The following is a 25,176-nucleotide window of genomic DNA, read 5'->3' on the forward strand; positions in this document are numbered from 1 at the left end:
ATTCAATATTCTTCTCAAGAATTTGTAAGTTTTATTAATTCTATTAATGGCGTTATATCAATGTCAAGAATAGGAAACTCACTGGATAATCGAGAAATTGAATATTTCTTTTCTATATTAAAAACTGAAATTTTTCCGAACTTCTATCAAACCGTTAAAACACTTACTTTTATTGAATTAAAAAATAAAATAAAAGAATTTATAGATTGGTATAATAATGAGAGATTTTTAAAAAAATTTAATTTAAAAACACCCCAAGAATTATGGGATGTTTACAACAACAAAAATTTTACAATTTAGTCCAAAATTTTTGTCCTAGTTTATTGTTAACAAATTGTTAACTATTATGCTTCATATTAATAGTATAAATAATAAAACTAGTAAAATCTTATTTATTAAATTTGTAATCTAAGAGGTAAAGATAAATATGCATCTTCAGATGAGCGGCCGCTTAGCGACATTCTTATTTCTACATCACAAGAAACAATTTGACTATTTTTAATAGTTAAATTTAAATCAGACTTAAGTTTTAATCTAAATACTTTTTCTTCAAGAATTGGGGTTTTGGGTAAAAATTCTCAGTTTAATCTATGGCACAAAATATTAGATGTTTCGCCAATAAAATCTAGTTTTGGATGTATGTAACGCCCTTCATTCCAAAGCCTAAAACTTCTATCTCAACTATTTAAATCATTTAAGGTTATATTAACGTCATTATTTATTTTATATAAAGATAAAACACTATTAGGAATTTCTACAAATAAATTTCTATCTTGTAGGTCAAATAGTGGATATAAAAAACTAGAATTATGATTATCTTTTAAATATTCAAGAGCTCTTTCTTTAGAATATCAAATTAATTTGAACCCCTTAATTTTGTCTTTATTTTGTTTATAAGTATTATTATTTTGTACAAATCAATGACCTTGTTGTATTTCAAGCGGAAAAATAAAATCTTTGTTGCCTAATGTTTTTGCAATTTTTAAAAAAGTGTTTTTTATTTCTTTTTTAGTTCTTTCATTTTGTCTATATCAACAAGAATTAGGAAGTACACAAGAAGCTAATAATGCAGGTGTTACTAATAAGGGAAATGCTAGTATTTTATTCATTTTTTTCATGTTTAAATTTATCTCCTTTGCATAAGTCATTTTTTATTTATTATCACTATCACTTATATCTTAATTATACCATTTATATCACTGCATATATTGGAATGCCTTCATAAGCTAATGAATAAAATATTAATAATATGTTTTCATTTAGTTATTTTAATGTTCAATTTCAATTGTAATTTTTACTTCACTATTAATTTTTTTATAATAATTTTATTTAATAAAAAAGCACAACTCTTTTAACATATGTGTTAAGTGTTGTGCTTTGTTTTGCAATATAATCTTTAGAATTTCTAAACAAAGATTACCTTTTTAGAATATTCTAAATATTTAGTTGTGTCATTAATATCATAACTAGACACAAAATAGTAATGTTTGTATTTTGTCTTCCCTATTTTTTTAAGTTGTGCACTCAATGCAATAGGTATATATTTAAATGTTAAAATTTCTGAGTCTTTATCATAAGATAAGTCCTTAATTATAATAGGACAATTGTTGATTTTATTTTCACCTTTAATTAAGAAAATACTTTCAAAGATTTTAGCATAATTAATTAAATCATGTTCATCACTTAGCTTTTTAATAGCTGCTTCAAAATCTTCTTTTTTATCCTTGTTATAGTAAAAGAATTTATCTGAATATTCTTTAATTATTGCATCTAATTGTTTTTGTTCAGTTGAACCTATTGTATATTTTTCGCTCGGTTCCTTAAAATTAAGAAAAGTTAAATTTTCTAAAATAATATATTGTTCTCCGCCAACTTTACTTTTAAGTAAAACGTCCATATGAATAGAATTATTTAAAGTGTCCTCAATTATGTTATGAATTTCAAAACTAAATAATGAATCTTTCAAGTTTTTAAATCCTGCTTCTTTTAAATACTTATTATTTATAGTTTTATCTAAAATTAAAGATTCATAAAATTCTTTTGCTGTAATATCAAAATTGTAATTTTTATTGTATTGAATATATTCTTTAATTTTATCTTCTGATAATAGTGGCGTACCCTTTCAAAATAAATAATCGTTCTTAGGCTTCTTTATCCCGTACACCACACCAAAAACTACTGCTATAGTACTAGCCGACAATGTTCAAAATAAAATTGATTTAATTCTTTTTGTTTTTGTAGTTTTTACAGCAAACTTTTTAAATTCTTTTTTATCTTTATCTGTTATTTCGTTGATATGATCTTCAAGCTCATAATTATTTTGATTTATTGTGTTTTCTTCATTATTGTCTACATTTTTATTTTCTTCATTATTTTCTTCAATAGTATTTTTATTTTTTTTATTTTTCATTATTTCCTACTTTTTAATTTCTTTATTTATTAGATCATTTAAATATGGACAAATATTTCCCATAACTAAAGAAATACTTTTTGATTGTAAAGTAATGCCAGTAATTTGTTTAAAAGCTTTGATTTTTTCAATATCAACTAATTCTTTGTCCTTAAAGTCTAATTTAATAATTTTATTTGTGCTAGTACTATTAGTAATGTTTTCAAAACCACCAAACATACTAATAAAATCATTTAAATTAAAATCTAGTTTATTTGTTGTTGATAAGTGATCTTTTTCTTTTGTTTGTTTATATTTTTTCTTTCAATATAACAAAATTAAACCAAAGGTAATAATAATTAAAAAAATGTAACATGCTTTTTGTTTTTTTGTCATTGAGTTCATAATTTAATCTCCAAAGTAACTATTTTAAATTATTAATATAAATTGAATTATAATTAATAAATTATATTATATATTTCATTTTTACTAATACAATCAAGGATATTTAATTATGGAACAAAACAAAAAAAGATTAATTAGTGGTATTACTTCTACAGGAAAATTAACACTTGCTAATTATATTGGCGCAATTAAAAATATGGTTCAACTTCAAGATAAATACGAAAGTTATATTTTTATTGCTGATTTACACGCACTAACTTTACCTATCGAACCTAAAGTCTTAGAAGAAAATAGAAAAAATATTTTTGCTCTTTATTTAGCTTGCGGTATCGATTTAAATAAAACTACCTTATTTTTTCAATCAGATGTTATGGCTCATGGATTAATGAATTGATTAGTATTAACTTCAACAACAATTGGTGAACTTTCAAGAATGACGCAATTCAAAGATAAGTCACAAAAAATAAAATCTCCTAATGGTATGGATACAATTCCTTCTGGTTTATTAATGTATCCTACATTAATGGTAGCTGATATATTATTATATAATGCTGATATTATTCCAGTAGGTATCGATCAAAAACAACATGTTGAACTTACTCGTAATATTGCACAAAGATTAAATAATAAATATAAATTAGACTTTAAACTGCCTGAACCATTTATTCCTAAAGTAGGCGCTAAAATTATGTCATTAGTAGACCCAACTAAAAAAATGTCAAAATCAGACCAAAACGAAAAAGCTTCAATTTACTTATTAGATGACCCTGAAGTTGCATATAAGAAAATACTTAAAGCAGTAACAGATTCAGAAAATAAAATTTACATTAGCGAAGATAAGCCAGGAATTACGAATTTATTAACTATTTATAGTGCACTTAAAAATATTTCGTTAGAAGAAAGTGAAAAACTATTTAATGATAAAAATTACGGAGAATTAAAAATTGCTGTAGCAGAAGTTGTTAAAGAATTTTTAATTGATATACAAAATAAATATAAAATATACTATGACCAAGTATTTAAATTAAAAGACAAAGGTGCTAAAAAAGCTAGTGAAGTTGCTAACAAACAACTTACAAAACTTATGAAAGGTATGGGATTAAACAATGAAAGCAAATTCTAAATTAAATCACTCAACAAGCCATCTATTAGCTGCAGCTATTTTAAAATTATATCCAGACACTAAATTAGCAATTGGACCTGCAATAGATGAAGGCTTTTATTATGATTTTGAATTTTCAAATCCAATTTTAGAAAGCGATTTACCTAAAATTGAAAAAATGATGCAAAAAATTGCAATTCAAGGTTATGAAGTTAAACTAATGGAAAACTATAAATATGATTTTAAAAATCAACCATATAAAAAAGAACTATATGATGAATTTAGTAAAGAAAATAAAAACATAACTTATTATGGATTTGTTCATCCAAAAACTAAAGAAAATATTTTTACTGATTTATGTAGCGGTAATCATATTGAAAATACTAAAGAAATTAAACACTTTAAATTACTTTCTTTAGCCGGTGCTTATTGAAGAGGCGATTCAAAAAACAAAATGTTAACTAGAATCTATGGTACATGTTGAGAAACCGAAAAAGAACTTAATGAATATCTAGAAATTTTAAAAGAAAGAAAAGAAAGAGATCACCGTAAAATAGGAAAAGAATTAGGTATTTTTGCATTTAACAATTTATGTGGACAAGGATTTCCTATTTGATTAGAAGATGGAATGAAAATTCACAACGCCATTCGTGACTATGTTTTAAAACTAGACAAGAAATTTGGATTCACTGAAGTTTTAACCCCACATTTTGGTGAAAAGAAACTTTATGAAATTAGTGGACACTGAGATCACTATCAAGATACAATGTTTAAACCTATTCAAATGGATAATGAACTTCTAATAGGGCGTCCAATGACTTGCCCTCACCATATTATGTTATATAGTGCAACTAGAAGATCATACCGTGATTTACCTATAAGATATTCAGAACAATCTAGATTATATAGATATGAAAAATCTGGTGCTTTAAGTGGACTAGAAAGAGTTAGATCTATGGATTTAACTGAAGGCCATGTATTTGTTAGACCAGATCAAATAAAAGATGAATTTAAACACTTATACAAAATGATTGTTCAAGCTTTAAAAGACTTTAATATTCAAATTGATCATGTTTCACTTTCATTAAGAGATCCTAACGATACAGAAAAATTCTTTAAAAATGATGAAATGTGAAATAAAGCTGAAGCGGATTTAAGAGAAGTTCTTAATGAACTTAAAATTGAATATAAAGAATTTATTGGTGAGGCTGCATTCTATGGACCTAAAGCAGACTTTCAAGTTAAAACAGCTTTAAACAAAATTATTACCATGTCTACATTACAACTTGACTTCTTACTCCCAAATAAATTTGATATTAAATTTGTTGATGACAAAGAAAATCAATGCACACCAGTTTTAATTCATAGAGGACTAATTGGAACTTATGAAAGATTTATAGCAACATTACTTGAACAAACTAAAGGTGTTTTACCTTATTGACTTTCGCCAAGGCAAGTAACTATAATTCCAGTAAGTGAAGAACAAAATGCTTATTGTCAAAAACTTTATGATGAATTCTTAGATCTTGATATTAATGTTAATATTGATTTAAGAAATGAAAGAATTAATAAAAAGATTAGGGATGCTCAATTACTTAAAACTAAGTTCTTAGTTATTATTGGTAAAAACGAGGTTGAAAATAAACTTCTTTCAGTTAGACAATATGGTTCAGAAGATACTACTGAATATACAAAAGCTAAATTCTTAAAAGAATTAGCAACACTAAAAAAATCTCTTAAATAAAAAGTTAAAACAAAAATGCAACATTTCTTAGTTGCATTTTTTCTTTTTAATTATCGCTTTTACTTTGTTGTTTAGTTATTAAAAATTGTTTTCTTTCATTATGAATTAATATACAATAAAATGCTATTTGATATATTGTTAATAATGTAGATATTGAACTAATAAAGAAAATAGTACGGTTAGAGTTTCATATTAGATCAATTAGCTTTTCAATATAATATCTTTTTTCAGCTGCATATAATCCTATTTGTCATACAGTGATTAAAATGTGAGCAACAATAATAACAACTAAAATTAAAACAACATTAATAATGTTAATTGAATAAACAACTTTCTCTTTTATATTAAGTGATTTTTTAGTTGACAAATATTTTTTAAATCTAAAAAGAAAAATTATTAAAATAATTAACAATATTCAACAAATTATATTAAAGGTAATTTCAATATATCTAAATTCTTTATGTTCATTACTAAATAATGGGTTATAACTATATAATACTGCGAATAATTCAAATAATATTACTCAAAAAGTTAAAAATGATACAAAAATAATATTGTTTTTTATTTGTTTATTATTCATAATTTTTCCTACATTTGAATTTTTGGAGCAATGAAGTTAAAAAGGCTTTCGGTAAAAATACATATTAAAATAAACGCAAGTACAGTTAAAATAATTGCAATAATTAAAATTGCTATCTTTCCTTTTTTCATATTATTTAATGAACTCCTTTTCTTTCAAAATATTATCTATTTCAATACCTGTATATAATTTATCATTATAATTAAAATATTTAATTAAATTTTTTCCTCACTTATGGTTAATTGCAAAATTTGAATCTCATCTATATCCTCTGGAACATTTTACGATAACTTGGTTATATTCATCATCCCAACCGAAATTGCATAAAAATCTCCCATCATTATAAACACCATATGCAACTATAGCATGACCACCTTTTTCTTTACTACTATATTCGCTATATAAGCCTGCTAGTGTTGTTGGAATATTATATTCATTAATAATATCTCAAGGTCTGCCAATTACACCGTTATTGCCTCAATAAGAATAATTAATTTGTGACTTTTTTCACTTGTTATAAAGAATTGATTCGGATATATATTTATAATTTCATCATTCTCCAGTTCCATTAGCAAATCAAGTTTTTTGGTATAAATATTTTAAAAAATTTGAGTTTAATTCAGGACTAACAAAATTACTAATATAATAAGCCAAATTATTTTCATTAATATGTAAAAAATACTTGCTTTTTAATATAAATTCTTTTTCATATTCATCAAAATACCCAGCACCTTTAAAATATTCATTATATAATAAAAGCATTGTGACTGCAACATATCCACAAATTCCTCCATTACTTTTTTGCAAATATTTCTCTTTATAATATGGTTTAAATTGTTTATAATAATGAAACTTTTCATCATCATCTTCATTATAAGAATTATTTCTAGAATTAAGCCCAAAATTTTTGAAATCTGAAGACTTAAACCATCAAGAATAAGGTACTTCCTTATCTGCATAAACTAAACCATTTTTCATTTGATTAATTTGATATTTGCCAAAATTATCTTTTATGGCATTTTTGACATTTAAATAATCACTATATTTAAAGTTTTTATATTTTTCTATATCTTTAATTTTTTCTCAATCTGTTCTTTTGCGGTCACCTGAAATAGTTTTATCCCTTGTTGAAGACTTAATTATTTCTATTTTTCCAATTTGGTTATATTTCAAAATTTTATTTGCATATTTTTGTTCTCAACTTTTATTTGGATTTACTTCAACTATTCTTTTAATTTCGCTATCTAATATTGAATAACCCTTATCGTTATTAAATCAATACATTTTGCCCTTTGAAACAATACCACCACTAATAAAATTTTTGTGAGTAATTACAACATCTTGTTTTCCTGTTAATTTTATATAATCATATAAAACATATTTCTCATCTTTATCATCTTCACTTTCAAAATCAATTTTTGCTGAAATTAATGTTGTTGACAACGCTGATAAAACCAAAGGTGATGCCAAATACCAAAATTTAAATTTTTTCACTTTTATACTCCTCCTATACTATTAATTATATCACATACAACATCTAACAATACTGAATAGAATCTTTAGGATATTTCCAATATTAAATTAATATTTATACATTTGAAAACCTTTAAAGTAAAAATAATTAAACAAAAAATGTAACTACTACATTGCGTTACATTTTTTAATAATTAGTTGGTTGAAGAATTGCCTTTATTATCATCAGATTTTTTTGTTGTTTTTGATTTAGATTTTTCTTCCAATTCTTTTTCTTGTTTTTTAAGATCGTCTTTATATTTATCTTCTGAAACAACTTTTTGACCAGCAACTTCATTAAATAAAGTTTCAAAATCTACTTTCGGAATTTCTTTTTTTAATTCGGTTTTATCCTTAGAAATTTCTTCGGGTAATTTCATATACTTCGCGATATAGTCGATTTCTTCCGCTGTAATCGTTTCATTTATAATAAGTGCATCTTTTATCAACTCTAATAAATCTTGATTTTCTGTAATGATTTTATGTGCTTTAAGTTCAGCTGCTAAAATAATTTTTCTAACTTCAATATCAATTTCTTGAGCAGTTTGTGAAGAGAAAGAAGCATTCTTCATGTAGTCTCTTCCTAAGAAAGGAGTGTCTGTATCTTCTTCATATTTAATTGGACCTAAGTTTGACATACCTCATTCAGTAACCATTTTTCTTGCAATTCTAGTTGCTTTTGCGATGTCATCACTAGCTCCTGTTGATACATTATCTTTACCATAAATAATAGCTTCAGCAACTCTACCACCCATAAATGAAGTGATCATTGCCATAAGTTCAACTTTAGATCTATTGTATTTTTCTTCTTCAGGAAGCATTAAGTTATATCCGCCAGCTTGTCCTCTAGGAATAATTGTAATCTTTTGAACTTTATTACCACCAGCTATTTTAATACCAACAACAGCGTGTCCCGCTTCGTGATAAGCAACTGCAATATTTTCTTTTTCAGAAATAGCTCTAGATTTTTTAGCAGGTCCAGCCATAACTCTATCAATAGCTTCATCAATTTGTGCTAATGTAATTAATTTAGTATTTTCTCTTACTGATAATAATGTAGCTTCATTAATTACGTTTTCAAGTTGAGCTCCAGAAAAACCTGGTGTTCTTCTTGCTATTAAATTAAATTTAACATTAGGATCTATTCTTTTACCTTTTGCATGCAATTTAAGAATTTCTTCTCTTTCTTTTATATCAGGCAATGAAACAGTAATAATTCTATCAAATCTACCAGGTCTTAATAAAGCTGGGTCAAGAACGTCAGTTCTATTTGTTGCAGCCATTATTAAGATTCCACTATTTTCTTTGATACCATCCATTTCAACAAGTAATTGGTTTAAGGTTTGTTCTCTTTCATCATTTCCACCACCAATACCTGCACCACGTGAACGCCCAACTGCATCTAGTTCATCAATAAAAATAATTGCGGGTGCATTTTGTCTAGCTTCTTCAAACATATCACGAACTCTTTTTGCTCCAAGTCCAACAAACATTTCAACAAAGTTTGATGCTGATATAAAGAAGAAAGGAACATTTGCTTCACCAGCTGTTGCTTTTGCTATTAAGGTTTTACCTGTACCTGGAGGACCACCTAGTAAAATTCCTTTAGGAATTCTTGCTCCTGCTCCTGAATATTTTTTAGGGTTTTTTAAGTAATCTACAAGTTCTCAAACTTCTTCTTTAACTTCTTCATTCCCTGCTATGTCTTTAAATTTCTTGTCAGTATAAACTCTTTGAGCTAAAGATTTTTTGCTTAACATTCCACCTTCGCCCATCATGCCTGTCCTTGAATATGCAGCAAATATTGCATATAAAATAAGAATACTTATCATAATAGGTATTAATGTAGTTATTACTGATTTAATTTTATCTCATAATGAAACTGTTGGAACTCCAACTACATTAAAGGTACCATCAACTATTCCATTTTGTCCAACTTTAAATACATTAGAATAAGTGTCTTTAAAATCCAATAATTTCATTGATGAAATAGTTTGTGAACTTGCATTAGTCATAAATGCAAATTCTTTAATATCAGTATCTGAACCTCCAGTTTGTCCATTTAATCCATATCAAACTTTAGTAGACGCACTAAAAATAGTCGAAATAGTATTTGTATAAGGATCATGTGTGATTGACTTAATATGAATACTACTTGTTGTTTTATTTGCTTCATCTAATACACTTTTGTAAAACATGATATCTTTAGATTCTAATGTTCTACTAGAATCAATTAAATGTTTTATAGTAACAATAGAAATCATTAGAATGATTACACCAAAAAAGATAATTAATAATCATCAAATATTAAAACGTCTTCTAGGTGTACTTGGTTTATTGTCATTATTATTTGGCATTTTTCCCCCTTTTGATTTATTAATTATAATATAAAAGTAATTTATTCATTTATTAACAATTTATTTTTTATTTTTTTAAGTATCACAAAATCGTTTAATTTATATTTTGAAGTTCGATTATTAGAAACAATGAATTGATAAATTGAGTTTATCTTTCTAGAACTTAATTTAACTTCATCATAATGTTTATGGATAAATGCATAAATTAAATAGTTAGCCAAAGCTTTATTTCTTAATATAAAATCACAATCAAAATTGCTATTTTTTCACTCTTCGTATAATTTTAAAATTTGTGTTTCTAATAAAGCGTTTTTTGAATTTTCTTCAACATAATTTAGATACATTTTTTCTTTGTTTGTCTCTGAAAGTTTTTTTAGTCTATTTCGAACTTTATTTCTTGAATAAAGATCTAGTTCATTTGTATAATCAAGTGCATATTTTAAATTAAATGTTGTGCACAAATTCAAGATGTCCTTTTTTCAAAACATATCAACAAATGGTCTAACTATGTTCATGCCTCATAAAAAGTTTTCTTTTTTAATACCATAATACAAATTAAATCTTTTACTTTCTTTTTGCATAATAGCAGTTTCCAAAAAGTCGTCTTTGTGATGCGCTAATAGCAAAAAATCACAATTGTTTTCTAAATAAACTTTTTGATAAAATTCATATCTTAATTTTCTAGCTTCATTTTCAAAATTGCCTTTATATGAATGATTTTTTAAATTTAATACCTCTAATTTAATATTGTTATTTTTGCAAAATTCTCTAACAATATTTTCATCATTATAGCTATCTTCTCTAACACAATAATTAACATGACAAACGATAATATTTTTATCTTTGAAATAATTTAATAAAAGCATAGAGTCAGGGCCGCCACTAACTCCTAATAATAATTTTTTATCATTATATAAATTTTGATTTAGTTCTTTATTTAAATCCATTTTTAAAATTTACCATTAAATTTATTAATAACAAAATTTATGTCATTAAATAAAAATGAAATAGCAGCTTCAGAAGATGCTTCAATTATTTTTGAAAGAATTTCTGTATCGGCAAAAGTAAATTTTGAAAGTACATAATTAATAACATTATCACTACCACGACCGATACCAATCTTTAATCTTTTAAATTCATTAGTACCAATTTTTTCAATAATGCTTTTTATTCCATTATGTCCACCTGCTGAACCTTTTTGTCTTATAGTTGCTTTTCCGAGGTCAATATCTAAATCGTCTTGTATAACTAAAATATCATTAGGATTAATTTGAAAAAATTGCATAATAGCTTGTACAAAGTCACCGCTATTATTCATATACGTTAAAGGTTTTGCAAGAATAAAATCTGCGTCTTTATAAAAAATACCATTAAATTTCTTTTCGTTTAATTGTACATTCATTTTTTTAGCAATACTGTCCACAACCATAAAGCCTATATTGTGTCTAGTATTTTCATATTCTTTTCCAGGGTTACCTAATCCAACTATTAATTTCATATTTATTTGCTTCTTTCTATTTTTTATTTATTACATTTCAAAGTTCACCGATACATGTCATTCTGTTAGAATCATTGTCATTTTGTATACCTATTGATAATGCACTATGTTGTCCATATATTACACTAAATTTTTGTGCTCTAGTAATTGCGGTATAAATCAATTTCTTTGATAATAATTTTTTTGCTTCTTCAAAAAGTACTGTAAGTACTATTGGGCTCTCACTACCTTGATATTTATGCACACTTGTGCAATATGCTAACATTATTTTTTGAATGAAATCTGATTTATTATATGAAACTACTTTTTCATTATTTTCAAATTCAATGTTAATGTTTGTTAAATTTTTATTAGCATCATAAATAAATTCTTTTATATAACCAATTTCACCATTAAACACTTTTTTACTTGGATCATTAATTAAATTAATAACTTTATCATTGATTGCTCATTTTTTCTTACCAATAAAAATAGTTTCAGTATTTTCTTTTGTTCTTCAAAATAAAGATAATTTATCATTTAAATAATCTATTCCAGTTTGATAGTTATATATAGGACTTAAAATTGCAATATCTTTTTTTGTAAAATCCTTTTTTAATAATTTATTTATTTCAAAAATAATTTCATCAGCTAATTTATCTTTTTCGGTTTCTATAAATTGCGAATTCTTTCCTTTAAACTCAGGAACTTTTCCTAAGTTAATGTCAATAGCATCTTTTATTATTTCATAATTTTCTGCTTGTCTATAAATTTTAGTTAATTCAATATAGTCAAAAATGTTGTATTCAATAAAGTCATTAATTAAATATCCAGGACCTATTGCAGGCAATTGATTTTTGTCTCCAACAACAATTATTTTTTTAAGCGTTTTTTGATTTATACCTTTAAGCAAGTAATAAAATAAATCTATACTTACCATTGAAAACTCATCAATGATTAAACATTTCACATCTTCAGGTCAATATTCATTAACTTCAAAAGTATCTTCTTCTACATTTCATTGCAAGAAACTATGAATTGTTGTAGCTCTTATTTCTGAATCTTTATTAATATTAATGGTGGCTCTGCCTGTTGGTGTAACTACAGCAATATCCTCTAATTTAAAGTAGCTTAAAAGGGTTTTAATAATTTTATTAGTAATTAAAGTTTTACCAGTTCCTGGTGAGCCCGTAATTAAAGATAAACTTGAATTTAAAGCTAAATTAATTGCTTCATTTTGCAACTTGTGTAAGTTTTTATCTTCAAACTTATCAAATTTTTTTTGTTCAGATTTTTTAATATCATATAATCTACTAACAACATATTCTTCCATCTCACGTATTTTAAAAGTTGTTAAGTATGTTTTATTATCAAACAATAAGACACGCTCTTCAACAATTAAATTTTTTAAAGCTTCTTTAAATTCGTTTATAGAAAGTTTTTCATATTTAGAATAATAGTATTTATAAAAATCATTGTTTGTAACTTTTGTATGTCCTAAATTGAAAAAATATTCTTCAAGAGCTATATACAACAAAATAGATTTATCAAAATAATGTCCTTCAGGATAAAAATGTTTTGTTAGCTTTTGTAAATCTTTTATATTAATTTGACCACTATCAGTAAAGTAATAGTTATAAAAATTATTTTTATATTTTTCAATAAATTCTGCTAAATTAGAAAAATGTTTATTTATTTTTTCATAAAATCCTGGAGAAAGATTTAATTTCAAAAAGAAAAGTTGGTCTTCGATTATTTGCGGATTAGAATTTAAATACTTAATAGCAATATTATAAGAATCCTCACTTATACCTAAATCTAAAGCGCTAACTTTACCACTACTAATTATTTTTAAAGTATCAAAACCATATTTTTCAACAATTTTTCTACTTTTAATTTCCCCGATTCCCGGAAAATTAGTTCCTTGCAAAAACTTAACAATATAATTTAATTTTCAAAAATCACTTTCTTTAAGTTCTAACAAATTATAACTATCAGGATATCTACTTTTTTGAATATGTTCTAATGTTAATTCATAATATTTATCTAGTTCATAATCAAAGTTATTAGATAAAACAGAAATATTACCATATTTATTAACTGAAATAGGTATACCATTTCCATGTTGAGAAATTATTTTACATGATGATATTTTAAAGTTATTGTCTTTTTTTTCAAACAAAACTTTTTTAAACACACCGCAAATTTTAACTTCGTTTTTTACTTCTGTTTTTTCTTCGTTGCTCATATTATTTATAATTTTAACACATTAAAATAATTCCAATATATTATAATTTGGTAAAATATGTAATGCAAAAAGAGGTAAAAATGTTAGAACTCAAATATATTATTAATAATAAAAATGAAGTTATTAAGAAATTGTCAACAAGAAATTATGACATTCAAAATATTGATAAGATAATTAAACTTGCTGAAAAAAGAAACAAACTAATTGTTAAATTAGAACAATTACAAGCACAAAGAAATACATTAAGTGCAGAAATCGGTCAACTTAAAAGAGATAAAAAAGATGCTTCTAAATTAGTTGATAAGGTAAATGAAATTAAAGAAAAAATAGAAATTGCTGATCAAGAAGCAGATAAAATTATTAAAAAAGTTGATATTTTACTTTATCAAATTCCTAATTTACCTTATGATGAAGTTCCGGTTGGGCGTAGTGATTTAGACAATAAAGTTATAAAAGTTCATGACCATATTGGAAGAGGTTTAGTACAAAACGTGCTCCCACATTATGAAATAGCCACAAAATTGGACATTATTGATTTTGTAAGATCTGTTAAATTAGCTAGAACTAGATTTGTACTTTATAAAAAAGCTGGAGCACTTTTAGTTAGAGCTCTTGCAACTTTTATGCTAAACACACATATCAAAAATGGATATGAAGAACTTATGCCTCCACATTTAGTTAATAGCAAAATGTTATATGGTACAGGACAACTTCCAAAGTTTAAGGAAGATCTTTTCAAATTAGAAGACAATGATTTATGATTAATTCCTACAGCTGAAGTTCCTTCTACAAACTACCACTATGATGAAATCATAAACTTAGATCAACCTAAGAAATTTGTAGCATATACTAAATGTTTTAGATCAGAAGCGGGAAGCGGTGGAAAAGATACACGTGGAATTATTAGACAACATGAATTTCATAAAGTAGAACTTGTAAAAATAACTAATGAAGAAGATGCAATGAAAGAATGAGAAAGCATGGTTGAAGATGCTAAAAGTATATTAGAACTTTTAGAAATCCCATACCGTGAAGTTATGCTTTCAACAGGTGATTTAGGTTTTAGCTCAGCTAAAACAATTGACTTAGAACTTTGAATTCCAAGCGAACAAAAATATAGAGAAACTAGCTCCATTTCAATTTGTAGAGATTTTCAAGCAAGACGTGCAAAAATTAGATATAGAGATGCAGATGGAAAAACTAAATATGCATACACTATGAATGGTTCAGGTTTGGCAATCGATAGAGTTGTAGCTGCAATATTAGAAAACTATCAAAATGAAGATGGTTCAATAACAGTACCTAAAGTTCTAAAACCATACATGAACGGAATTGAAATAATCAAATAATTAAAGGGCAAATGCCCTTTTTTATTTTGCTATTTAATATATAATATGAAATATAAATATATAATTAAATAATATTTATAAACTAATAAAGGAACTATAAAATGACTATAAAACAATTATTTTTAGACATTAAAAAAATTAAAGACCAATCAAAACATGAATTTGAAGGTTGAATAATAAACAACAGGGGAAATGACAAAATTCGTTTCTTATCTTTAAATGACGGAAGCACAATTAATACATTGCAATTAGTTGTTAAAGATAAAGACATAAAGAAATTTAACATTGATAAAATTTCTTTAGGAACTTCTGTTAAAGTTTCTGGTCTTTTATTATTAACTCCAAAAGCCGCTCAACCGTTTGAACTAGTTGTAAATAATTTAGAAGTAATTAATTTAGTTGATGAAAGTTTCCCAATTCAAAAGAAAGAAACAACAGTTGACTTTTTAAGAGAAATTCCTCATCTAAGACATAGAACTAATTTAATTAAAGCAATTATGTTAATAAGAAATGGTTTAACTTTTGAAATTCATAATTATTTCCAACATCATGACTTTGTTAATATTGCAGCTCCTATTATTACTTCAAATGATGGAGAAGGTGCTGGAGAAACTTTAAATGTTAATACAAATAGCAAAGAACCGTTTTTTAATCAAAATGCATTTTTAGGTGTTACTGGTCAATTGCATGCAGAGGCATATGCACAAGGCCTTAAAAAGGTGTATACTTTTGCACCTACATTTAGAGCTGAACAATCTCATACTTCTCGTCACTTAGCAGAATTTTGAATGGTTGAACCAGAAGTAGCATTTTATAATCTTAAAGATGTAATTTATTTAGCTGATGATTTACTTAAAACGGTAATTTCAAACGTTCTTAAAAAATACCCAGATGAAATGAAATTATTAGATAGCTTAAAAAATAATGAATTGATTTCAACACTCAATAGATTCTTGGATAACAAATTAACAATTATGGAATATAAAGAAGCAGTGAAATTATTAGAGCCTAAAAAAGATCAATTTGAAGAAAAAAACATTTTCTTTGGAATGGATTTAAGTAGTGAACATGAAAAATACATTGCTGAAAAAATCGTTAATGGTCCAGTTGCAATAATTAACTACCCTAAAGAACTAAAAGCATTTTATATGTATCAAAATGATGACAAGAAAACAGTTGCTGCTTTTGACTTATTAGTTCCTGGAATTGGCGAATTAATAGGTGGCAGTCAACGTGAATCAAGATATGAAAAATTAGAAGAAAGATTAAAAGAACTAAAAATCAAACAAGAACCTTTACAATGATATTTAGATTTAAGAAAATTTGGCTATGCGCCTTCAAGTGGTTTTGGAATTGGCTTTGAAAGATTAGTTATGTATGTTACAGGTATGGCAAACATTAGAGACGTAATTCCATTTCCTAGAACACCTGGAAATCTTAAAATGTAACTTATTGTAAGGAGTAATTCGTGAATAATACAAATCTTAAAACAAACAATTTAACCATTATTGTCCCTATATACAAACCAACAATTTCATTGGAAAATATATTAAAAAATATTAAAAAACAAAGCGACCAAAATTTTGATTTAATAATAACAATTGATCTTCCTTCTTCAAATGATTTAGAAATAATTGAAGAACTAGAAAAAAGTTTTAATAATGAAATAAAAATTATTATTAATTCAACACATCAAAATATTAATACAGTTATTAAACAATCACTTAGTTTTGTTAATACTAAATATACTTATATTTTTTATTCATATAGTTATATAAAATCATCTTTCGTAAAAACTTTCAATAATTTTATTAATGTAGCACAAATAAAACCCGACTTTATTGAAGTCGCTGGATATTGTCGTGGTTTAGTGTCTCATGATTTTTATAGAAGCAAGTTTCAAGATAAAAAAATAATTAATTTAAATGACAATAAAAAACCTATCGCTATGGTTAGCCCATTTATTTTTAATTCAATTATTACAACAGACATATTTAAAAAACTATTTCAAGAATTTAATATTCAAACAACCAACTTACAATATTCTTCAGCATGTAAATATCTTGCGATTTCTCTAGCTAAAACATTTACTTATTTACTAGATTTGCCTATTTATGACTACAACGAATCAATTTCATTATTAAGACCAAAAACTATTATTGATGAATGAAAAGAAATTCATAAATATCTAAAAAATAAAACCATTGAAGAAGAATTAAATTTTGCAAAAGCTATGCACTACCAATATTTTATAGCTGGGTTTTTAGGTGGAACTAAGTTATCGAAAAAAACTAAATCAGGGCAAAACATAATATCATTTGAAAACAAATTGTTATCTGAAATTAAGAAAACTAACCTTCTAAATTTAATTAACACAAATAAATACTTTAAAGAGTTTGAAGTTAAATTAATCGATGAAAAAGATTTTTTAGATAATAAGAATTGAAATGAAATATTAAAAATATTTATATGATAAAACAAAATAGAAAAACTAATTTTTGAATACGTTCTTTAGCAACATTTATAGATTTGTTGCTTTTTTGTTTATTCCTTATAACAAGTTCTTTTTTAATTTTTAACTACAAAAATAATACATACCTTTTTAGTAAGTGATTATACTATCCATGGCTATTAAGTCTATGCATTTATTTATGTCTTTATTTTATAGTTATTCCTATTGTTTGAAAGGGCAAAACATTAGGTATGTTTATATGTAGAATTAAAATTATTAAAAATAAAGATAACCCTAAATTTTCAAAAGTTATATTTGATAGGCAAAGATTATTTAGTTTTTCTTGAATTTGCATTTTCTTATTATTTCTTGTATTAATTCACCCAGATACTTTTTTACAAGCACTTTCACAATCTAAACCATTATCGAAACTACAAAAAATATTTTTAGCAGTACCAGGAACTTTAGCTTCATTAGTTTTAGTTTTTGAACTATTTTTAATTTTTACAAATTTAAAATCATCTGGCGTTGGCTTAAATGATAAGTTATCTTCTTCATACACTGTTTGAATAAATAAATATGATGATATTTTAATTGATAATCTTAATAAAAAAGCAAAAATAAAACCTAAACAAAGAATTTTACCGCATGTTAAAATTGAATAATTTCCTTTATACTAGACCATTTCAGGGAAAATTACAATAAAAAGTTTATAATTAAATAAGTTGTATTTAAAAAATACATTTTTTGTTATGTTAAAAAACTAGGGGTGTTATATGGAATTATCAGAATTAGAGCTTTTAAATAAAGAACAAAAAAATGCTGTTTTATATAATGAAGGACCATTGAGAATAATTGCGGGCGCTGGAAGCGGTAAAACAAAAGTTCTAACAAATAAAATAACTTATATAATTGAAAACTTAAATGTTGAACCTAATAAAATTTTAGCTCTTACTTTTTCAAATAAAGCTGCTAATGAAATGAGTCAAAGAGTATTTGCTCATTTAAAAGAAGATCTTTCATCTAAACCAACTATTTGTACATTTCACGCTTTATGTGCAAAGATTTTAAGAAGTGAAATTCATGTTATGGACTACCCACATGACTTTCAAATAATTGATGAACTTGATCAAAAGGAAGTTTTAAAAGTAGTATATGGAGAACTAGGAGTATCACAAAGTCAATTCACTTTTGGTTCTATTCTTTCATTTATTCAAAACCAAAAAAACTTATTAAAAACACCTAGCGACTTAGAAAAAGATCCTGATTTTAAAGATGATATAAGAGTTAAAATTTTTAATAATTATCAAAACCATTTAGATAAAGCACATACACTAGATTTTGAAGATTTACTTGTTTTTGTTTATAGATTATTTTACGAAGAAAAATATGAAGCTATCCTCAAAAAATGACAACATAGATTTTCATATATTTTTGTCGATGAATTTCAAGATACTAGTAGATTACAATATAACATTCTTAGAAAGTTAGCTCAAACAAAAAATATTACAATTGTTGGAGACCCTGACCAAACTATTTATTCTTGAAGAAATGCTGATATTAATTTAATCATGAATTTCGACAAAGATTATCCTGAATGTAAAACAATTAAATTAGAACAAAATTATCGTTCAACTAAACGTATATTAGCCGCAGCAAATAGCTTAATCTCTCATAACAAATTAAGACTTGATAAAAGGCTTTTTTCAGAAAATGAAGAAGGCGAAAATATTGAACTTTATGCAGGTTTTAGCGATGAGGCAGAAGCTAGATGAATTGCAGATAAAATTAATGAATTAAAGAAAAACCGTGTTCAATTAAAAAACATCGCAATACTTTACAGAATAAATAGTTACTCAAGAGCAATTGAAGAAGCTTTAATAAATGCCAATACTATTTATAAATTGTTTGGGTCAATTAAGTTTTATCAAAGAGAAGAAATTAAAGATGCATTAGCTTATTTAAGAGTTATACATGACGGTAGTGAAATTTCATTATTAAGAATTATTAACAAGCCTTCTAGAAAAATTGGTACAGCTACAATTGAAAAATTATTAGAGTTCGCTAAATCAAAAAATTTAGATTTATTTAAATGTTTAGAAATACATTTTCAAGACATATATAATAATTTAAAATTACCAACAGATACTTTAAAAAATATTGCATCTTTAATAAATAGTATTCGTTGAGCTAGAAGAGCACTTTTAACTAATGATATTCATTCAACATTAAAAGAATTAATGATTAACAAAATCCAATACTTTGAGGAAATTAAAAAGTCTAAAGAAGAATATGAAAATAGAATGGAAAACTTTAATAGTTTAGTTGATGCTATTCAAAGTTGAGAAGAAAGAAACGAAACTGGAACTATAGATGAATATCTACAAGAAATTACATTAATAACAGATAGAGATGTTGAAGACGATGCAACTAGTTATGTTTCACTTATGACTGTTCATAATGCAAAAGGTCTAGAATTTGATTATGTGTTTATAATTGGTCTAGCAGAAAAAATCTTTCCTTTACAACGTGCAATATTAGTTTCACCAAAACAAGATTTTACCGTTCTAGAAAATAGAAAAATAAACTTGGGCGCAAAGCCTGTTGAAAATATTGAAGCTTTAGAAGAAGAAAGAAGATTAGCCTATGTTGCAATAACAAGAGCTAAAAAGAAATTGTTTGTTTCTTTCTCTGTTGGAAGATCTGATAACAGAAAGAGTAGATTTTTAATTGAAGCCAAAATAAAAGAACAAAAAATAATTAAAACAGCAAGTGATTTTTCTGCTTCAATGGACATAAACGATAATACCAAATTAATTGTTGGAGATAAAATATCACATAGTCGTTTTGGAATTGGTACAATAATTGATATTCAAGGTGATTTAATTACAGTAAAATTTAACGACACAAGATCAACAAAAACTTTAGACAAAAATCACAGTGCTATAAGAAAATGAGAAAACAATGAAAATTAATGGAATACTAATTTTAGTTACAATAATAATATTTGTTATATTATCTGCAATTTCAATATTTTTATTAATTAGTTATTTTGCAAAAGCTAAAAAAAATAGAGAATGATATGGCTTTACATGTTTTGATATTGATATTGAAAACAAAAGGATAAGAATTAATAATGATATAAAACTACTAAATTATTTTCCGCCAAACATTAAAAGTAATGTTATATCAACCGGAACTTGATTTAGTATGAGTGAATTTTCAAATATATTTAATTCAGAAACTAATAAACTATTAAATGATTTTTATAAATCAAACACAAAGCCTGACTTTACTTTTGATCTATCTTTAACCCAAGAACATAGCAATACAAATTACAGATTCTTAATTGAAAGAAAAGAAGATCAAGGGATAATTGGAACACTATTTTGAAATGATTATTCTTCAAAACAAGAATTTGCATTTGCAAATATATTTCACTCCGAAGATATTCCAACATTATTTCAAAATAAAGAATCTTCAATAATATATTTAAATATTAAAAATAAATATTCTTTTAAAGAAAAATATATTATTAATGAAATTAAAAATTTAATACCGCCCAAACTTGTTGGTATTACAAACCTTTGAATTAAAAGAAATAAATTTTATATCAGTGTTAATGATAATCAAAGTGTAAAGATTTCTAAGATAAATAAATGTATTATGAAGCTTTTTGATAAATTACAAATTCTTAAAAAATACTTTAATGCAAGCTATATTTTAGAAACCGAATTATTTAATTCTATAGATAAACATAGATTAAATTTATTAACTAATTATTTAATTGTTAAATATTCAAATGATTTACAACCATCTAAAATAGGACTAAACATACTACTTTCACCTGAATATGTTAAATTTTGTGCAGATTATAATGAAGCAATGACATTAATAAACTCAGGCAAGTATTACATAAAACATTATGATATATTAGATGTTAAACATAATAAAAATGTAAATAAAGTAATATTCCCTGTTTTTGAAGATCCAAAAAAAGAAGAGTTTTATAAAAAGGATTATAACAATTTAGATATTTTTGAATATATGTTTTTATCATTCTTAATGAAAGCTGAAAGGTTTGATTTAAACAATTCAATATTGATAATTGATGACTATGTTATGAATTTATTAAACATCAATTATCTTAAAAAAATTCACAACCAATTTAAAAATATTTCATTTCTTATAAAAATAAATAATGATACTAACTTTAAATATTTAGAAAACACCATAAATGTTTTAATTAATAGTAACATAAAAATTGGTTTTCAAATAAATAAAATCTCTTCTTATTTAATAGACTTTATTAATAGAATTAAAATTAATTTCCTTTATATTCAAAATGACACAGCTTCAACATTTACTAATAATATTAAGACAACATTAAATGCAAGTTTAATATCTGGTTATGATTTTACTGCACCTTTAAAAATAATTTTTGAAAACATTGATTTAGAAATACTAAGAAGTATAAATTTGAAAAATAATAATAATTTATACTTAGCTAAAAATAAAGATCTCATATAATAGCATTTATATCAAATATAGCAGCATCTTTTGGTGATGCTTTTATTTTATTAATAAATTTAAAAAAGATTTAGTTGGTACTTTATAATATTAATAATTTAATTAAAGGAGATACTATGAATGAAAAATTAATTAAAAAAGATTTCTATGATGCTATTAATGGCAAATGAGTAGAAGAAGCCAAAATTCCTGATCACTTACATGGTTGAGGTTCATTTTATGAATTAGACGAAAATATTAGAAATATAAAATCGTCTCTTCTTAAAAAATGATCAAAAAATACTAATGAAATCAAAAACGAAAAATTATTACAAGAAATGATTAAATATTATTCTCTGATAAAAGATTGAAAATCTAGAGATAAAAATGGTGTAAAACCTGCAATCAATTTAATTTCACAAATATTAGAATTAAGAAGTTGAGAAGATATTCAATCAAATTATAAGAATTTAGTTTTCAAAGATTTTTATGTTCCTATTTCATTTTTTATAATGGAAGACTTCAAAGATAGCACTAAAAACATTATGTGAATGGAATACCCAGAAACAATTCTTCCTGCAAAATCTTTTTATAATGACAAACACCCTAAAAAACAATTATTGCTCACTGTTTGAAGTAATATGGTTAAAAAATTATTATCTAAGTTTTTTGATGATGAACAATTTGTTGATAAACAAATAAAACAAGCTATTGAGTTCGATGCAACATTAGCTAAGTATATACTATCATCAGAAGAGTTAGCGATATATCCGAATTTATATAATATGTTTACAATTGAAGACATCCAAAAGAATTGTTCATTTCTTAAATTAGATACTATTGTAAATGAATTAACAAATAACACTGTTTCTAAAATAAGTGTTATATCAAAGGATTTTTTAAAAAATATAGATACTATCTATAACTCAAAAAATCAATTTGAATTATATAAATCAATATTATTAATTAGAGCAGTTTTAAGCTTTGCACCTTTATTAAGTGATGAATGTAGAATTATTGCTTCTGAATATTCAAATGCTTTAAAGGGTATAGAAAAACCATTATCAAAAGAAAAATATGAAATAAAATCAACAATGGCATTTTATGAAACACCATTTGGGCTTTACTATGGTAAAACATATTTTGGGGAAAAAGCTAAAGCTGATGTTGAACAAATGATTAAAAACATGATTGATATTTATTCAACTAGGTTAAAAAATAATACTTGATTAGCTGAGAAAACTAAAAAGAATGCAATTAAAAAATTAAGCAAAATAGATGTTATGGTTGGCTACCCAACAAAAATAAAACCATACTATGAAAAATTTGTTGTTAATAAATATAATGGTTACGATGACTTAATAATGAATACTTTACAATTTAGTTATTATGTCAATGAATACAACTTTAGTAGATACTTAAAACCTACTGATAAAAATTATTGATCAATGTCTGCAACAACTGTTAACGCATACTATAGTCCCAACAAAAACCATATAGTGTTCCCAGCAGCTATCTTAACTAAACCATTTTATGATATTAATCAAACTTCAAGTGAAAACTATGGTGGTATAGGATCTGTAATTGCGCATGAAATTTCTCATGCATTTGATAATAATGGTGCCAACTTTGACGAAAACGGAAATATGGTTAATTGATGAACTAAAGAAGACAAAGAAAACTTTGAAAAAAGAACAAAGGGAATGATTGACTTATTTGATGGACAAGAAAGTGGTGTTGGTAAATGTAATGGTAAATTAACAGTATCTGAAAACATTGCAGATGCTGGTGGACTTTCATGTGCATATGAAGCAGCCACAAGAGAAAAAGACTTTGATGGTAAAAAATTCTATATTAATTTTGCAGCTATATGAAGAGTTAAATACCGTGAAGAATATGCTAAACAAGTTTTAGAAATTGATGTTCATGCGCCTGCTAAATTAAGAGTCAACGTTCAAGTTAAAAATTCTGATGGTTTCTATAAAGCATTTGATATTATAAAAGGTGATGAAATGTATTTAGAACCAGACAAACGTGTAAAAATTTGATAACGTTAAAATGCAAAAAACAAGAGTTTAAATTAGCTCTTGTTTTTTTTATATTTTTCCTTATACAAAGAATTTTTTTAATTTTTTATATCATTCTTTTTTATACCTAAAAGAACGCATAAAAATACTCTCTTAATTCTACTAGCAATATATCTCTTAGAAGTACAAGCTTGAATAAATTCATTATAATTACTGCATGAAATATTTTTCTTAAATAAATTCTCCATACCTTCATTCATTAGATAAATACTTTTTAATTCTTCGGTGCTAGAAGAAAATACAATTTGTTGAAACTTATAATATTCATCTGCTATATTAGGAATTTTGTTGGGGAATCTAGCTGGCGTAAATTTTGAAACATCCTTTCCAGCAAGTAATAATTTGCGAATATAAGAACCTGATGCGTAAATATTATTTGCATTATTATCATCATTATGTATTGCTGTTCTTTTAAAGCAAACAGGGATTATATCTAATTTATTTTTAAGAATATATTTAACATATTCAAATCCTAGAATATCTTTTGGTAAAGGATAACTAAGCTTGTTGGATTCTATTATATCCTTTAAACTTTGGAATGCACTATAAGGATAAGAAAACCCTTTAGATAAGTATTTTTTTAGTTTTTGATCATATTCTTTATTATTGATGGTAAGCATAGCACAATTAATATAATTGCTAATATCAGCTATTTCATCATCAACGCCAAAAGCTAATACATTAATTCCTTTTGTAACCAATAAATCAATAGAACCTTTAGCAAATTGATGAGCTGCTTGAATGCTTGTAAGTAAATCTATTTCAATAACTTCATCAGCGCCATGTTCTAGAGCAAGATTCTTACGAATTGCAAAAGGGAGAACTGATAGTTCTCCTCTTTGGGTATAATTACCTGATAAGGCAATAACTAAATAACAATTAGAAAATTGCTCTTTAATTTTATTTATTAAATATTTATGACCATTATGAAATGGATTAAATTCAGCAATTAATCCTACTCTCAT

The 25,176-nt window shown here is 24.9% G+C and carries 20 protein-coding genes; 10 read left to right on the top strand and 10 right to left on the bottom strand.

Annotated features, from left to right (window positions below; genetic code table 4):
• Window positions 1–300 (top strand): IS3 family transposase (locus F795_RS03800; RefSeq protein WP_022935781.1); only part of this gene is annotated, 300 nt, incomplete at its 5' end.
• 95 nt (window positions 301–395) lie between these two features.
• Here the strand turns inward: F795_RS03800 and F795_RS06170 are convergent.
• The 3 genes from F795_RS06170 to F795_RS06180 form a co-directional block, all read right to left on the bottom strand.
• Window positions 396–1,118, bottom strand: coding sequence for a hypothetical protein (locus tag F795_RS06170; RefSeq protein WP_022935782.1), 723 nt, complete (start codon window positions 1,116–1,118; stop codon window positions 396–398).
• A 287-nt stretch (window positions 1,119–1,405) separates the two neighbouring features.
• Window positions 1,406–2,410, bottom strand: a complete 1,005-nt coding sequence (locus F795_RS06175; RefSeq protein ID WP_022935783.1) for a hypothetical protein — start codon at window positions 2,408–2,410, stop codon at window positions 1,406–1,408.
• A gap of 6 nt (window positions 2,411–2,416) precedes the next feature.
• Window positions 2,417–2,794: a hypothetical protein gene (locus F795_RS06180; RefSeq protein WP_022935784.1), complete on the bottom strand. Its 378-nt coding sequence runs from the start codon at window positions 2,792–2,794 to the stop codon at window positions 2,417–2,419.
• A gap of 109 nt (window positions 2,795–2,903) precedes the next feature.
• On the opposite strand from F795_RS06180, the gene trpS reads away from it, so the two are divergent.
• Both trpS and thrS read left to right on the top strand, forming a co-directional pair.
• Window positions 2,904–3,917 carry a tryptophan--tRNA ligase gene (trpS, locus tag F795_RS0100450; protein WP_022935785.1) on the top strand — a complete coding sequence of 338 codons (1,014 nt, stop codon included), beginning with the start codon at window positions 2,904–2,906 and terminating at the stop codon, window positions 3,915–3,917.
• Window positions 3,901–5,640, top strand: a complete 1,740-nt coding sequence (gene thrS / locus F795_RS0100455) for a threonine--tRNA ligase (protein WP_022935786.1) — start codon at window positions 3,901–3,903, stop codon at window positions 5,638–5,640. The genes trpS and thrS overlap by 17 nt, the downstream gene beginning before the upstream one ends.
• Before the next feature lie 46 nt (window positions 5,641–5,686).
• On the opposite strand, the gene F795_RS06185 is transcribed toward thrS, so the two are convergent.
• From F795_RS06185 to F795_RS0100490, 6 genes are all read right to left on the bottom strand, one after another.
• Complete coding sequence (locus tag F795_RS06185) at window positions 5,687–6,220, bottom strand: hypothetical protein (RefSeq protein WP_022935787.1); 534 nt, start codon at window positions 6,218–6,220, stop codon at window positions 5,687–5,689.
• A 132-nt stretch (window positions 6,221–6,352) separates the two neighbouring features.
• Window positions 6,353–7,714, bottom strand: coding sequence for a putative cysteine peptidase (locus tag F795_RS06190; protein WP_022935789.1), 1,362 nt, complete (start codon window positions 7,712–7,714; stop codon window positions 6,353–6,355).
• Window positions 7,715–7,887: 173 nt separating this feature from the next.
• Entirely contained in the window at window positions 7,888–10,089 is a 2,202-nt protein-coding gene (gene ftsH / locus F795_RS0100475) for an ATP-dependent zinc metalloprotease FtsH (protein WP_022935790.1), read from the bottom strand.
• A gap of 41 nt (window positions 10,090–10,130) precedes the next feature.
• On the bottom strand, window positions 10,131–11,036 hold the full coding sequence (tilS, locus tag F795_RS0100480; protein WP_022935791.1) for a tRNA lysidine(34) synthetase TilS: 906 nt from the start codon (window positions 11,034–11,036) through the stop codon (window positions 10,131–10,133).
• 2 nt (window positions 11,037–11,038) lie between these two features.
• Window positions 11,039–11,587: an aminoacyl-tRNA hydrolase gene (pth, locus tag F795_RS0100485; protein ID WP_022935792.1), complete on the bottom strand. Its 549-nt coding sequence runs from the start codon at window positions 11,585–11,587 to the stop codon at window positions 11,039–11,041.
• 16 nt (window positions 11,588–11,603) lie between these two features.
• On the bottom strand, window positions 11,604–13,814 hold the full coding sequence (locus F795_RS0100490; protein ID WP_022935793.1) for an ATP-dependent DNA helicase: 2,211 nt from the start codon (window positions 13,812–13,814) through the stop codon (window positions 11,604–11,606).
• Window positions 13,815–13,894: 80 nt separating this feature from the next.
• Here F795_RS0100490 and serS point away from each other — a divergent pair, with 80 nt between their 5' ends.
• The 7 genes from serS (at window position 13,895) to F795_RS0100525 (ending at window position 24,175) form a co-directional block, all read left to right on the top strand.
• Window positions 13,895–15,163, top strand: coding sequence for a serine--tRNA ligase (gene serS, locus F795_RS06195; RefSeq protein ID WP_022935794.1), 1,269 nt, complete (start codon window positions 13,895–13,897; stop codon window positions 15,161–15,163).
• 101 nt (window positions 15,164–15,264) lie between these two features.
• Window positions 15,265–16,611, top strand: a complete 1,347-nt coding sequence (asnS, locus tag F795_RS0100500; protein ID WP_022935795.1) for an asparagine--tRNA ligase — start codon at window positions 15,265–15,267, stop codon at window positions 16,609–16,611.
• A 20-nt stretch (window positions 16,612–16,631) separates the two neighbouring features.
• A complete protein-coding gene (locus tag F795_RS0100505) occupies window positions 16,632–17,639 on the top strand; it encodes a glycosyltransferase family 2 protein (RefSeq protein WP_022935796.1) in 1,008 nt (335 codons plus the stop codon).
• Window positions 17,633–18,280, top strand: coding sequence for an RDD family protein (locus F795_RS07015; protein ID WP_027120230.1), 648 nt, complete (start codon window positions 17,633–17,635; stop codon window positions 18,278–18,280). Before F795_RS0100505 ends, F795_RS07015 begins: the two co-directional genes overlap by 7 nt.
• A gap of 111 nt (window positions 18,281–18,391) precedes the next feature.
• Window positions 18,392–20,590, top strand: coding sequence for an ATP-dependent helicase (locus F795_RS0100515; protein ID WP_022935798.1), 2,199 nt, complete (start codon window positions 18,392–18,394; stop codon window positions 20,588–20,590).
• Window positions 20,580–22,145, top strand: a complete 1,566-nt coding sequence (locus F795_RS06205; protein WP_022935799.1) for an MHO_4530 family protein — start codon at window positions 20,580–20,582, stop codon at window positions 22,143–22,145. The genes F795_RS0100515 and F795_RS06205 overlap by 11 nt, the downstream gene beginning before the upstream one ends.
• 116 nt (window positions 22,146–22,261) lie before the next feature.
• Window positions 22,262–24,175 carry a M13 family metallopeptidase gene (locus F795_RS0100525; protein WP_022935800.1) on the top strand — a complete coding sequence of 638 codons (1,914 nt, stop codon included), beginning with the start codon at window positions 22,262–22,264 and terminating at the stop codon, window positions 24,173–24,175.
• Window positions 24,176–24,249: 74 nt separating this feature from the next.
• On the opposite strand, the gene F795_RS0100530 is transcribed toward F795_RS0100525, so the two are convergent.
• Window positions 24,250–25,176: a nucleotidyltransferase gene (locus F795_RS0100530; RefSeq protein ID WP_022935801.1), complete on the bottom strand. Its 927-nt coding sequence runs from the start codon at window positions 25,174–25,176 to the stop codon at window positions 24,250–24,252.

This window comes from Metamycoplasma orale ATCC 23714, from assembly GCF_000420105.1.
GTDB classification, from domain to species: domain Bacteria; phylum Bacillota_I; class Bacilli_A; order Mycoplasmatales; family Metamycoplasmataceae; genus Metamycoplasma; species Metamycoplasma orale.